Genomic DNA, 13,349 nt, shown 5'->3' with positions numbered 1-13,349 from the left:
GAGGTTAAAGTTTTTGCATGAGTTTGTTTACCATCTCCGATTTCCATGTTGCAAACGTGCCTGCTTGAATTTGCCGTCTTGCTTCGGATGTCAGCCAAAGGTAAAACGACAAATTGTGTATGGATGCAATTTGCATTGCTAAAATTTCCTGAGATACAAACAAATGCCGGAGATAGGCTTTGGTGTGTATCCTGCTTGTCGGAGCCGGACTTTTTTCATCTATGGGGCTGAAATCGTTTTTCCATTTGCTGTTTTTGATGTGGATGATGCCATTTGCGGTAAACAACAATCCATGCCGCGCATTCCGGGTGGGCATTACACAATCGAACATATCCACCCCAAGGGCAATGGCTTCGAGAATGTTTACCGGTGTCCCAACGCCCATCAGATAACGGGGTTTATCTGCCGGCAGTATGCTGCAGACAAGGTCGGTCATTTCATACATGATTTCGGCAGGTTCGCCCACCGCAAGCCCACCTATGGCGTTGCCTTCCCGCTCGTGTGCCGCAATGGTTTCCGCCGATTTTATTCGCAAATCCCTGTAAACACTTCCCTGAACTATGGGGAAAAGGGATTGCGTGTAACCATAGTTTGGGGGAGTGTTGTCGAAACGGTCAATGCACCGCCCCAACCATTGATGGGTTAGATTCAGCGATTTGGAAGCGTAGTTATACTCGCAAGGGTAGGGGGTACATTCGTCAAAGGCCATGATGATGTCTGCGCCAATGCCCCGTTGAATGTCCATCACGCTTTCGGGAGTAAAAAGATGGGACGACCCGTCTATATGGGATTGGAATTTCACCCCTTCCGGCGTGATTTTTCGTTTATGTGCCAAAGAATAGACCTGATACCCGCCGCTATCGGTCAGTATGGGGTTATCCCATCCATTGAACCGGTGTAAACCTCCGGCTTTCTGTAATACCTCCAAGCCCGGGCGCAGGTACAAATGGTAAGTGTTCCCAAGGATGATTTGTGCCTGAACAGGGTCGGATAATTCGTGGATATGTACTGCTTTGACCGTTCCGAGTGTTCCGACCGCCATAAAAACAGGGGTTTCAATTTCCCCGTGACCGGTTTGGAGTGTTCCCGCCCGTGCTTTGCTGTTTGGGTCGGTATTTGTGAGGGTGAACTTCAATGGTTAATTGTTAATTGTTAATGGTTAATGGTTAAAACGCAACTAACCTTATTCCGCAGAAACTTGTTGCAAAGCTACGGCTTAATTTGTTTTAGCCCTGAATATTGGGGGGAGAATTGTGATGTATCAGCATTGTCCGGCAGGGCAGGGGGTGAATCTTGCGGTTCGATACGGTCTATAGCCTGTTGAATGACTTTCCATACCGTTTGTATATGGTGTTTTAAGGTAAAATTTTCTTTCATCCTTTCAGCGGCGGCTATTCCCATACCGGCAGCCAATTGCGGATGTTTGGCAAGTTCAACTATAAAAGCTGCCATTCCCTGAAGATCTCCTTCTTCAACCAAAAGCCCTGTTTCATTGTGTAAAACAACATCGGGAATACCGGCATGTTTGGTAGCAATTACCGGTAATCCCGAAGCACAGGCTTCTAAGATGGCAACCGGTGTGCCTTCGGTATCGTTGGAATGTGTGGTAACGGAATGTTGTACAAAAGCGCGCGCTTGTTGCAGATGCTGCGCAACCTGTTCATGTGTTAAACTTCCGGTAAAAGTAACAGCATCAGAAACCTTTAGGAATTTAGCCAACATTTTACAGGATTCCAACAAATGACCATCCCCAATCATGGTTAGTCGGGCTTCCGGCTGTTGTTCCAACACTTTGGCAAATGCCAATATGAGTAAGTGGGGAGCCTTTGTTTCATCAAACCGCCCTACTGATACAAACAGGGGTGGGTTTTGTGAAGGGTTGCAAGGGGTAAACAGCGTGTCGTCATAACCGCAAGCCGTATGGGTGATTTTTTCCGGCGGACAACCCAAATCCAATAACCTTTGGCGCATGTGTTTTGATACAACAATAATGGCAGCAGCCTCTTTAAATAGCTGCGGATAATTTTTACCATAAGTCTGCATCATATCATCGCGATAGGCATCATATCCGTGAAAATGAACGATTAAAGGTACTCCAGCCTCACGACATACCGGCATCATTTCCACCCCCGAAGGGCCATATTCGGCAAGCACTGCTTTGATGGCATGCTTTTTTAAATATCCAACCAACGTTTTTTGCAAGCGTTTTTTTTCGCTAACTCCTGCAAGCCGCTGAAAAAAATTACCCGTTTGAAAACTACATGCAGTGCCATTTACCCCCTCAGTGCTGTATTGTTGCGGGAGGTAACCGTTAAATAGATAATGTACTTTGGCAGGTAAAAGCCGCACATGATTGTGGATAAAGGTTTCGGAGTATTTATGTTGATTCACCGATACAACAGCAATAGGATACATGAGTGTCTAATTCCGAAGGTTTCTGAATGGGCGGTAATTGATGAGGGAGGTTTATTATAAAGGCCAATGCTACACAATAGTTCGTTAATCATCAGTTAACAATAGTCATCATCTACTTTTACAAAATCGAGATAAAGTTTGAAATCAATTTTCTGTCGAAACATTATTACCTTAGTAACCGAGGACTTTTTGATTAAAAGACCTTATTACTTTATTCCTATGATAATGAGGTAATAATGTTTGGATATTACTTGATGCCATGTTATTACTAAGGTAATAAGGGTTTGATCTATTCTATGAATGACCGTAATTTTGACCCCTCTGATGATGCCGGTGAGTTATCAATAAATCAACCAACCTCTTTGATCGCTTATCTTTGGGAGGTATTGCCGCTTAATTTTTAACGAACTAATGCTACAAAAGTAGTCAAATATCGGGTTGGTTGTTCGTTGGGATAAAGTTCTTGCGTTACCTTAGATTTCTCTAACTTTGCGGTATGAATTATATACTGGCAGAAAATATAACCAAGGTTTACGGCATCAAAGTGCTGTTCGAGCAGATAGATTTCAGCATCAACAAAGGACAAAAAATTGCGCTCATTGCCCGGAACGGTGCCGGAAAATCTTCGCTCATTCGCATCCTGGTTGGGTTGGATTCGTCTGATATGGGCGGAACGGTGCGTTTGCAAAAGGGGGTAAAGCTGGGATATATTGAGCAGGAACCGCAGTTAAATCCTCAAGATACCGTACTCAGTTCCGTGTTTAACTCCGATAATCCGGTCATAGCGGTCATACAACGCTACGAACTTGCACTATTGCGCCACGAGCAACAACCATCTGCCCAAACCCAAAAAGATTTGGAAACCTGCATCGAAGCCATGCAACTGAACGATGCCTGGGACTATGAAACCAAAATCAAACAGATTTTAACCCGCTTTAAAATTACCAAACTCAACCAATCTATCGGCGAAATGTCGGGTGGCGAAAAAAAACGCGTAGCCATGGCCAGTGTGTTGATACAAGAACCTGATCTGGTCATCATGGACGAACCCACCAACCATCTCGACTTAGAAATGATTGAGTGGTTAGAAGAATATCTGCGACAAAGCAACCTTACCCTGTTGTTGGTTACCCACGACCGCTATTTTCTGAACCGCGTTACCAACGAAATCGTGGAACTCGAAGGGGGGAAACTGCAACGATTTAGAGGAAATTACGAGTATTATCTCGAAAAAAAGTCGGAACTGCAAGCCAATCTGAAAGCAGAAACCGAAAAGGCACAAAAGCTGATGCGCAAAGAATTGGAATGGATGCGCACCCAACCTAAAGCAAGAACCACCAAAGCCAAATCGAGGATTGATGCCTTTGACCATATTGAAGAGAAGGCTGCCAAAAAACTAAAAGAAGATGAATTGACCTTCGACGGCATCAATGCCGCAAGAATTGGCAACCGCACCATCGAGCTGTATCATATTGACAAGCGTTTTGGTGAGCAAATTATTTTAGACGATTTTACCTACCTCTTTAAACGCCGCGACCGCGCCGGTATAGTGGGAAAAAACGGCGCAGGAAAAACCACGTTCCTCAATATTCTTGCCGGGTTGGAAAAACCGGATGCCGGCAAACTGCAAATCGGACAGACTTTGGTAATGGGATACTATACTCAGGACGGTTTGCAACTGAAAGAAGACCGGAAGGTAATTGATGTGGTCAGGGATGTGGCAGAGATTTTACCCCTCAAAAAAGGGAAGTTCTATACCGCCGCGCAACTCTTAGACCATTTTATGCTCGGCTACGACATGCACCAAAACTATGTTTCCACCCTTAGCGGTGGCGAGCGCCGACGGCTATACCTGCTGACCATCTTGATGAAAAACCCCAATTTCCTGATCCTCGACGAGCCTACCAACGACCTCGACCTGCTTACCCTCAATTTGCTCGAAGATTTTCTGTTGCAGTTTGAAGGCTGTTTGGTCATCGTTTCGCACGACCGCTATTTTATGGACAAATTAGTGGAACACCTGTTTGTGTTTGAAGGCGAGGGTAAAGTCCGCGATTTCCCCGGCAATTACAGCCGGTACCGCGAGGCGAAAGAAGATGAAGAGCAGGCTGAACGCGAATTGCAAAAACAAAGCAAAGACAAAACACCGGCTGAGGTTAAAACCAACGCTGAAAAACAACCGGAAACAAGCCAAAAACCAAAAACAAAATTGTCGTTTAAAGAGCAGCGCGAGTTTGAACAATTAGAAATTGAGCTGGAACAATTAGAAAACGAAAAAGAACAACTCGGCCAACGCATGAACAACAACGAACAAAGCTCGCACGCAGAACTGATGCAATGGGCAAATCGCCTGAACGAGGTGATACAGACCATAGAAACCAAAACCGATCGGTGGCTGGAGTTGAGCGAGTATGCGTAAGGGGGAAGATTGGATTGAGGGCTTTAAAGTTGCACCTTTCTAATAGATAGAGTATGTTATTTCTCTTGATCTAATTTTTAATGCCCCACATTTGATTCCGTAACTGTTCCTTTGAAATCAAGTTGAGTTGTCCACGATTTATTTGACCTGAGTAACTGTTTGAATAAATCATGTGGTCTTCTATCTCTAATTTAAAGCGACGTTGAGTATTAAAATCTCCTTTAAAAATTGGTGTTGCAAAAATTTGAAACTCGTTTGGTGCAACTGGCACTTCATAATTATAGTTACCACAAAAATTATGAACGAAGTGTTCAATATCTTTCCATTCGCCTTTTTCATTTTTTGCTTGTTGGATAATCTTCATTAGCCCGTTTTCAGTATGAATATTGACAATGTTATTTGATGCGTTAATTAAGAACAGTTTGTAGGCATAAAAATTACCTAAGTATATGGTAATATCAGTCGTATCTACTTGTAATGTTAATTCTTTTGTTGAGCCTAATTCAAAATTTATTGCTCTTGGTTGATTAGACTTGCCGCCATTTTTTCTTAAATAGAAAGGTTTTAACACTTCTAAGGTGTCAAGTTCAAATTTAGACAGGTCAGGCTTTTGGTATTCAAATCCATTTTGCTCTTTCCAGACATATTCTCCGTCGTAATTAATGTAGCCAAATTGAGCATTTTGAACTACAAAGCAAAGCCCATTTTTAAACCCGAAAAAACCATGAGTACCAACAAAGTCAAATTGAGGTTTGATGACCACTTCTCCTTTTTTATTGATAAAACCCCATAAATCGTTTTCTATGAAAGCAGCGTATCCTTCTTTAAAATCATTCACTCCATCAAAAATTAATGGAATTGCCAAATTACCTTTCACATCAATGAAACCACACTTATAGTCACGATTTGTATGACAAACTACCATTGCCATTCCATCTGAAAACTCTGAGTATTTAAAATTTGGATTGTTAAGTTTTATTTTGGGTTGCCCATTTCTGCCAATATAAAAGAAAGTGTCATTTTTTTCGACAAGAGCAAGTCCATCTGAAAAGACATTTCCTCTTACATTTCCATAAAATTCGCAAATAACATTCCCTTCCACATCAATATATCTTAACCTATTACAGGGGCGATTTTGACAATAAATATTTTGGTCTTGTAGATTTCGCTCAGATATTGAAATAATACCCTCACTAATTTCAGAGACATCATAATGGTCCTTATGAGTGTTGTGAACTATCTGCCCATTTTTATCAATGAAACAGACTTCATTATTTACTACAATTTTACATAGTCCGGATTTAAAGTTGCCCCAGACTTCGAAAGAAGTTTCGAAAGCAATATTGCCGTCAGGTCTGATAAAAGTTTTTAGATAATTTTTACCCTTATGTAAACTAACCTTACAAAGCCCATCACTAAAATCTGAAACCTCAAAATATTTCGGCTCTATCACAACTTTACCAGTCATATCTATAAAGCCATAAAGAGAGTCTCTTAGAAAAGCCGCAAGGCCATTAGAAAATTCCCCCACCTCATCAAATTGGCATTTAATGACTGTTTGTCCTTTAGTATTGATAAACCCCCACTTGCCAAATTCTTTAATAGAAAATAGGTCATTTTGTTGATTACGGTCGGTAGTTTGTCCGCAAACAAAAAAAAGAAATAAAATTGAATAATTCAGTAGTTTTTTCATAGTTGTTCGGACGCTAGATTCGGATTGCCAAAATTGTAAGTCTGATAAAAACTAACATCAACTCCTCTGAAAAACATCTTGAAACTTGGCAGCTATTGCACTTTTCATGGTTGTTGTAGTTTTAAAGGTTGGTTAAATGGTGTTTGTTTAAAATCTCTGTCCCATAGGTAAGTCTTACCTTCCCATACAAATCCTCTATCCATAGGTTTGTAATTGCCTTTTGTGAATCTGGTTGCCCACTCGCTATCTTTTACTGGTAGGGTGTAAACAATTCGTTTGTCAGTATCAAATTTTGTCAGCACTCTGGTATCCTTACCGCCTCCTAAACTAACCACAAATATATTCCCATATACTCCAAATGGCATAACCTGCCCTAAGTCCTGTTTAAAGATAGTAGTTAGGGTAGCGGTTTCAACAATCTGAATGCCTACCGGCCAGAAATAATCGCCTGCATAGTCTTCGGCTATACTGCCATAAGCAATACCTAAATACTCTCCATTATCGGTTAGTTGGAGGTTTGCATAGTTGTAGTAATCATGCCATCGCCAGATTATCTCTCCTTTGTTGTTGAGGGCAATAAAGGTGTTTTTATGTGCCGACAGCAGTTCTTCGCCACAGTGGTGTTCTTGACCGGGGCTGCACCAGCCATAAAATTTGACTTTCAACTGCACTATGACAATGTTGGATTTGGCTACAGCCAAACTCAACAAGCGTACCATGCCAAATTTAAAATCTGCCGGTACGGGTGCAGGCGTATTTTGCAAACCAAACAAAGCGACAACTTCTTTTTGCGTTAATTTGCCAAGGTCGTATTGCTCAAATCCACCCTCATCAAAAGGCAAACCTGAAGTGCTGAACTTTGGCAATTGCGGTTTATAATACGGATTGTGTTTTTTAAAACGGAATACCGCGCAGGTGTCTTTGCCGGTTCTATCAACAAAAGCAACCCTGTCTTTCAAAATCACGATTTCATTATCCTCCTCCCTGCTACTGAGTTTGTCGGGAGGGGTGATAATGATGTTTCGGTTGCTGTATTGTGCCATAAGCGTTTGCACACACGGCAGGGCTGCAAGCAAAGCCCATAATAACCCAAGTTTGAGGGATTTTACAAAGTAATAGGTTTTCATAAAAAAGGATTTTTACAATGATAAAATATAAATCTGATGCTTCTTGTCTGTGTAAGGCAAAAAGCAAACTATAATCTGTTGTTAAAACAGTAGTATAAAACAAACGTATGGCACTAAGGAGGGCGCAGGATGGTGTGGCTTACAACTGCCTGTAAGCGAACATATATGGGGGGGGTATATGTGTTTGTTGTGCCATCATTTCAGGAATTGTTTTTTTAATAACCGGAACAATGATACTTATTTTTGTTGATGTTTGTGCCAATATGGGGTAGTTTTTTTATTGGATACCTGCTTCCATGCAAGAGGCTGCTCAATAAAACAACCGCTCGTTCGACTTTTTAGCCTTTTTTTAACACACCTGAACGTAATCTTGGAATTAAAAATCATTATTTTCAAGAGTTAACTGTGTGCTTCAATGTTAACAACTCATCACTCACAACCTTTAATCAATCTTTATCGCCACCCTCGTAATATACTGCTCGCACACATACAGCACATAATAATAAACCCCCTGCGGCAAACCGGAAGGAGGGGAATGGGTCATGCTGTACTGCCCTTCGGCACGGAACTCCTGTTGAATGGGCGAGTCCACTAAAATACCCTGACCATTGAACATGGAAATGCTTACTTGTGCATCATACCCCACCCGATAGGTAAGGGTGGTGCTGCCGCTGAAAACCGTAGGGCTGACACTAAACTCATTGTCGGATAAAACCCCGGCGTTGGGCGGGTAGTATAGATTCACATTGGCAGTATAAACTGTTTCGCAATCGGTCAGGTCGTCTGCTACGGTAACGGTATAGCTTCCGCTGCAAAGGTGATTGCGCAAAGGGCTGTTGCAGGGCAACATCATTTCGCCGGGTGGCGGAATGCAATCGCTCCAATGGTAGGTATAGTTGCCGCTTCCTCCCGAAACGGACAAAGAAATCTGCCCGTTGCACTGGTCGCTGCTGCAGGCGGCAAGGCTGGGTTGGGTGGTGTGGGTAATTTGCAGGTTGCCGTCGTCCATATAAATGCCCGAAACCGTAATCGCGTCTTCAATCAGATAGGTTTGGTTGTTGAACGAAAGGGTGAGGTCGTAAACCCCTTCTCCGAGATGGCCGAGGGTGTGGTCGGCACTTCCGTTCAGGGTAAAGTCGAGGTTGCAGCCGTTGGTCAGGGCCATAACGGTTGCTTCTGCGGGCTGGTAAAGGTTGCCGTCGCAGTCGTAAACGGCGGTTAGCTCCTGCGGATAGTCGAAGCCGGTGGGACAGCAGAGGGTATTGACTAATATATAAGCTAATCCGGTTTCTTGGCACCAAGAAGCTGTAATATCGGAAGCTGAAAGAGTAATTACTTGCAACCCGATTTGTTCTATATCCGGGGTAAAACAGAATGTACCGGATTGCCAATAATAGGCATCGTCATAATTTGGGGCATCCGGATGATTGTAAAACCCCGACTGATAGGTATGTGTGGCATTTTCCACAGAACATACGGCAGGATAGATTCCTGTACTGGTAGCATCTCTAACGTAGTAGTTCAAACATATTTCTTCGCCTGCACAAATATTGATTTGTTCAATCGTTTCCGGTAGAAGAAATACCGGGGTATCGTTTTGACATTCATCATTAACTACGGTGCATTGTATTAAAACCGTATTTGATTGCCCTTGAGATTCTGTAACAACCATTAAAAGTTCACCACCTGTTAATTCATCAAGTACACTATGGCTAGATGTCGAAGTTGTTATTAATTCCCCACCTACAAAAAAGGAATAAGGAGGTGTACCACAATAAAAATTGAGATTAAAACTTGCAAAACCATTCCCCCAACAATCTAAATTATTCGCAGTTATATAGAAGCTTTCAACTTTTTGTCCTGTTACTTCTGTTGAACACCCAACGGCATCTGTGATAGTAATAAAATATGTGTCGCCTATGGGTATGTTTTCAGTATTTAATTGAAAAGTGTTGGTTGCAAAATTAGTTTGTTGCCCTAACATTGAAACTGTAAACGGTTGAACACCATTAAGCATAATAATAGTCAATATATTACAGGCTTCGCCGATAGAACCTACAACCATCCCGTTACCCACACAGCCTGTTTCTGAAACCGTAATAGTTTGGGAGTAGTTATCGATACCGTTTTCGTTAAAAGCTTCACTACCCCATAACGAGAGGGAAACGGTATAAGTGCCGGGGGTATCCCAAGAAACGCTGTAATAGTCCGGATCAGCGTCCACCAAAACGGCTGTTCCGCCATCAAAATTCCACTCTGCCGTTTCGGCACAGGCGGCACACGAGAAATCGTAAACTTGTAAAGTAGCCCCCGCGCAAAGCTGTTCGTTTTCGGAGTTAAACGCATTACCGCAAGAGTTGAATAATCCGACACCGGCATCCAGGATGCAGGGTCCGCTTTCCCCCTCACCCGGAAAACAATTGGAAAGATAGAAAAAATGTGCCCGATCGGTAGTATTGCTAAAAGGTATGCTCCATGAAGAGGAAGTAGCGCCGGTACGATGAGGGAGTTGGGCAGCAGTGTAATCCGGCGGGCTTGAGGGAGGTGGACTTGAGGGGAAACCGGTTAAATAATTAAGCGTTAAATCCTGCCCGGTTATATTGAGGGTATGGTAGTCATTGACAATAAGAGTTTCTAAAAACGATGAAGATATTTCAAACCAAGATGTGTTTTCACTGTAGTCAATAGCTGTATGAATATCTGTTGTGCCTTCTATAGTGAAAGAAATTTCGTCCATGGGTTCTGATGCAATAATTTGGACAGCTAAGTCTTCACCCGAAGTTAATACGGATGTAATTGTAATCCTGTTATATTCTAACCGTCCCGGCGGATTGCCGGAGCCATTATTAAATTCGGCATCCCATTCCCAAACAGCATGATAACGCGGTAATCCGCCCTGTGTAATCAGCACCTCCTTAATGTAAGGTCGGAAGTTGTCAATGACTATAGGGGAAGGGTCGCTGTCAAATAAATCTCCGTTTACGGTGGTGGCGCTTGCAAGCAGGAAGTAGTTGCCGTCGGGATAGCGGGCATCTTCGTTTATGTAGGCGTATTGTATTAAGGCATCAGAATATTCATCGTCTTTATGAATACGCAACTTCAGGTCTGAAAAAAAATAATCGTCGTAGGGGTTAGTATTGTAGGCGTATGAACGCACTCCCGTTCTTGTTGCACTTCCTAATCCTATATCGTCATCATAATGCGCTATATCAACTCTGTTAAAAGGGAAATTAGTAGTTAGGTAGGGGCAGGAGTATTATGTGGAGGAAAACCCGGTGCCGGATATCTGTCGCTATTTGCGTTAACAAAGCGACCTCCTTTGGCAGATTTTACTTTCTAACCAAACCCCTTTCATAAGCACATACTCATTGTTGGTTTGGTAGCTTTTCTTTATCAACAATTGTACCTCATCTATATCCATAGCTGTATCATGCCTATTGGGCGTTGGGTCTGGAACGGGTTCTCCATTAATAGCACAACGTACTTTTATGTGAGAGTATTGGCTGGGTGTATAAACAAGCGATGGAGTGATATTTAGCGCGTACTGTGCAGGCATATAATCTAAAAAATCAAGCGGGTTTTTGAAATTGAAGAAATAATCGCCTGCATTATACAGTGCTTGGTCTCCACCAGGATTAGGCTGATTGGGTATGGTAAAATTATATAGATGCACATGCCCTGCTCCTACAAAACCGCCCGAATTGCCTAATGGCGCAATACTTTGCCCGGCGGTTACTTGGTTGGTAACGGGGTATAAATTTCCATTATACAATACTTGACCGTCATCTCCCATAAAAGTCGAAATAGCATGTACTAAATAGCCAGCCTCATCTTTAAAAATAATTACAGGAAAATCTTGATTTGGAGGATACATATTATGAAATTCAAAATTGCCACAACTGCTACCTGTATCAGTAAAGATATGCCCGTAACCATAAATAATAGCCGGCTGTGTGGGTGTAGCGGGGCTTTGTACTGTTATGTATTTGTAACCCGATACAACTAAATCAGTTATGGTGCCGGTTTGCAATGCCAATAATTCGTAACCCACATCGCCATCGCCTGCTGCCGGGCTAAAATCTAATCCTTTATGCCAACGGCTGCCCGTAGGTCTTCTACCAAAATCATCAGAAACCAAGTTTTCCTGAAAATTACTTGTCGGGCAGGTATAACACGTTTTGTACTGCAAAACAAATTGTGCTAATGTATTTTGCGTTATTGCAAATGCTAATAAAATAAACAGACTGTATTTTGTGTTTTTCATGGTTTAAAAATTTTCTTTGGTGAAAGATTCTTCAAACAAATAGTAAATGCTATCGGGCTTTTTCCAGTCTTTAGGTAAGTTGCCCGATGTTTTAGGGTAAAACTTTATTAAGCTATACCAAAACTTGTTAAAAGTTGGTTTTTGCCCTCTTTCAAAAGATTTGGTATATGCTACTCTTTCGTGCAGCATATAAAAGCTATATGTAGTTTCAGTAGAAACGAATCGACGGTTATTGTATGAGCAGCGACAATAATCCATTTCAAAAATACAACCTTGAACAAATGCAACCTTTTTATCTACAATCAGTTGTTGTTCACCCAAGTCATAAATTTTGTATCCGTCTTCTACGTTTACAAAATCTTCCATAGCATTACCATAAGAGAAAGCTATGTGCCTGCCGGTATTGTCTATTTCTACCCTGTTGCAGTTAGTTCTGTGGCTAATGATTTTTGCTATTACCTCCCCTTTGTTGTTGAGTGCAAGTATGGTTGTTTGAAACAACACATCGCGGTAATCATCGCCTCCCATAGCTGAAAACGGACACTTATTGTGGTCTAATTTTGCAATTAATGTGTATGCAATAGCTACATAATTTTTATCCTTTTCCAGATAACTAAGCTGGTGCAATGGCTCAACCTGAGTTGCCATTAAGCTAAAGCAGCCTTTTTCTTGGACAATTCTTTCTGCTTCGGGAAAATAATTTTGTATTATTTTTTTTGGGTTTTCCTTAGACAGGTCGTAGGTCTTAAAATCTGTCAGATAGTAATACAAGGGTGTTTTGCTTTCCTTGTAAGGCAGATTTTGGTATGGATTATTCTGAGGGTCTTTTAAATTAAAAGAAGCACAAGTATCTCTACTCGATTTACTCACAAAGTGGACCTTGTAAGCGAATGAGGAGGCAGTTTTTCTTCCGCTTTGCGAGGTGTTGTATTCGTACTCATACACTATCTCATTATCTTCCTCTCCCTCGCTGAGTTTTTGGGGTGGGGTGATAATGATGTTTCGGTTGCTGTATTGTGCCATAAGCGTTTGCACACACGGCAGGGCTGCAAGCAAAGCCCATAATAACCCAAGTTTGAGGGATTTTACAAAATAATAGGTTTTCATAAAAAAGGATTTTTACTATGATAAAATATAAATCTGATGCTTCTTGTCTGTGTAAGGCAAAAAGCAAACCATAAACTGTTGTTAAAACAGCGCTATAAACAAACGTATGGCACTAAGGAGGGAGCAGGGCGGTGTGGCTTACAACTGCCTGTAAGCGAACATATATGGGGGGGGTATATGTGTTTGTTGTGCCATCATTATCAGGAATTGTTTTTTGATAACCGGAACAATGATACTTATTTTTGTTGAAGTTTGTGCCAATTGCGGCAGTATTTTGATAAAACAACAAAATCTGTGGCGTTTTTTCCGGTCAAAAGAAACCGC

At 41.8% G+C, this 13,349-nt stretch carries 9 protein-coding genes; 1 reads left to right on the top strand and 8 read right to left on the bottom strand.

Annotated features, from left to right (window positions below; genetic code table 11):
• Positions 1-4: 4 nt before the first annotated feature.
• The gene (gene tgt, locus IPM47_19645) at positions 5-1,135 is read right to left on the bottom strand and encodes a tRNA guanosine(34) transglycosylase Tgt (protein ID QQS29022.1); all 1,131 of its coding nucleotides are present in this window, start codon (positions 1,133-1,135) and stop codon (positions 5-7) included.
• Positions 1,136-1,209: 74 nt separating this feature from the next.
• Positions 1,210-2,415 (bottom strand): glycosyltransferase, encoded by a 1,206-nt coding sequence (locus IPM47_19640; protein ID QQS29021.1) that lies wholly within the window; start codon positions 2,413-2,415, stop codon positions 1,210-1,212.
• Between the two features lie 496 nt (positions 2,416-2,911).
• Between IPM47_19640 and IPM47_19635 the strand changes: the two genes are divergently transcribed.
• Positions 2,912-4,834 carry an ABC-F family ATP-binding cassette domain-containing protein gene (locus tag IPM47_19635; GenBank protein QQS29020.1) on the top strand — a complete coding sequence of 641 codons (1,923 nt, stop codon included), beginning with the start codon at positions 2,912-2,914 and terminating at the stop codon, positions 4,832-4,834.
• Between the two features lie 70 nt (positions 4,835-4,904).
• Here IPM47_19635 and IPM47_19630 read toward each other — a convergent pair whose 3' ends face one another.
• The 6 genes from IPM47_19630 to IPM47_19605 all read right to left on the bottom strand — a co-directional run bounded on the left by IPM47_19630 (position 4,905) and on the right by IPM47_19605 (position 13,314).
• Entirely contained in the window at positions 4,905-6,527 is a 1,623-nt protein-coding gene (locus IPM47_19630; GenBank protein ID QQS29019.1) for a WG repeat-containing protein, read from the bottom strand.
• A 104-nt stretch (positions 6,528-6,631) separates the two neighbouring features.
• Positions 6,632-7,654 carry a hypothetical protein gene (locus IPM47_19625; GenBank protein QQS29018.1) on the bottom strand — a complete coding sequence of 341 codons (1,023 nt, stop codon included), beginning with the start codon at positions 7,652-7,654 and terminating at the stop codon, positions 6,632-6,634.
• Between the two features lie 442 nt (positions 7,655-8,096).
• Positions 8,097-10,811 carry a SprB repeat-containing protein gene (locus IPM47_19620; GenBank protein ID QQS29017.1) on the bottom strand — a complete coding sequence of 905 codons (2,715 nt, stop codon included), beginning with the start codon at positions 10,809-10,811 and terminating at the stop codon, positions 8,097-8,099.
• A gap of 144 nt (positions 10,812-10,955) precedes the next feature.
• Complete coding sequence (locus IPM47_19615) at positions 10,956-11,918, bottom strand: hypothetical protein (protein QQS29016.1); 963 nt, start codon at positions 11,916-11,918, stop codon at positions 10,956-10,958.
• Between the two features lie 3 nt (positions 11,919-11,921).
• Positions 11,922-13,025 carry a hypothetical protein gene (locus IPM47_19610; protein ID QQS29015.1) on the bottom strand — a complete coding sequence of 368 codons (1,104 nt, stop codon included), beginning with the start codon at positions 13,023-13,025 and terminating at the stop codon, positions 11,922-11,924.
• Positions 13,026-13,137: 112 nt separating this feature from the next.
• A complete protein-coding gene (locus tag IPM47_19605; GenBank protein ID QQS29014.1) occupies positions 13,138-13,314 on the bottom strand; it encodes a hypothetical protein in 177 nt (58 codons plus the stop codon).
• Positions 13,315-13,349: the final 35 nt, after the last annotated feature.

Source organism: Sphingobacteriales bacterium, assembly GCA_016700115.1.
GTDB lineage: Bacteria > Bacteroidota > Bacteroidia > Chitinophagales > UBA2359 > UBA2359.
The sequence above is the reverse complement of the archived record's forward strand: the minus strand, read 5'-3'. Positions and strand labels throughout refer to the sequence as shown.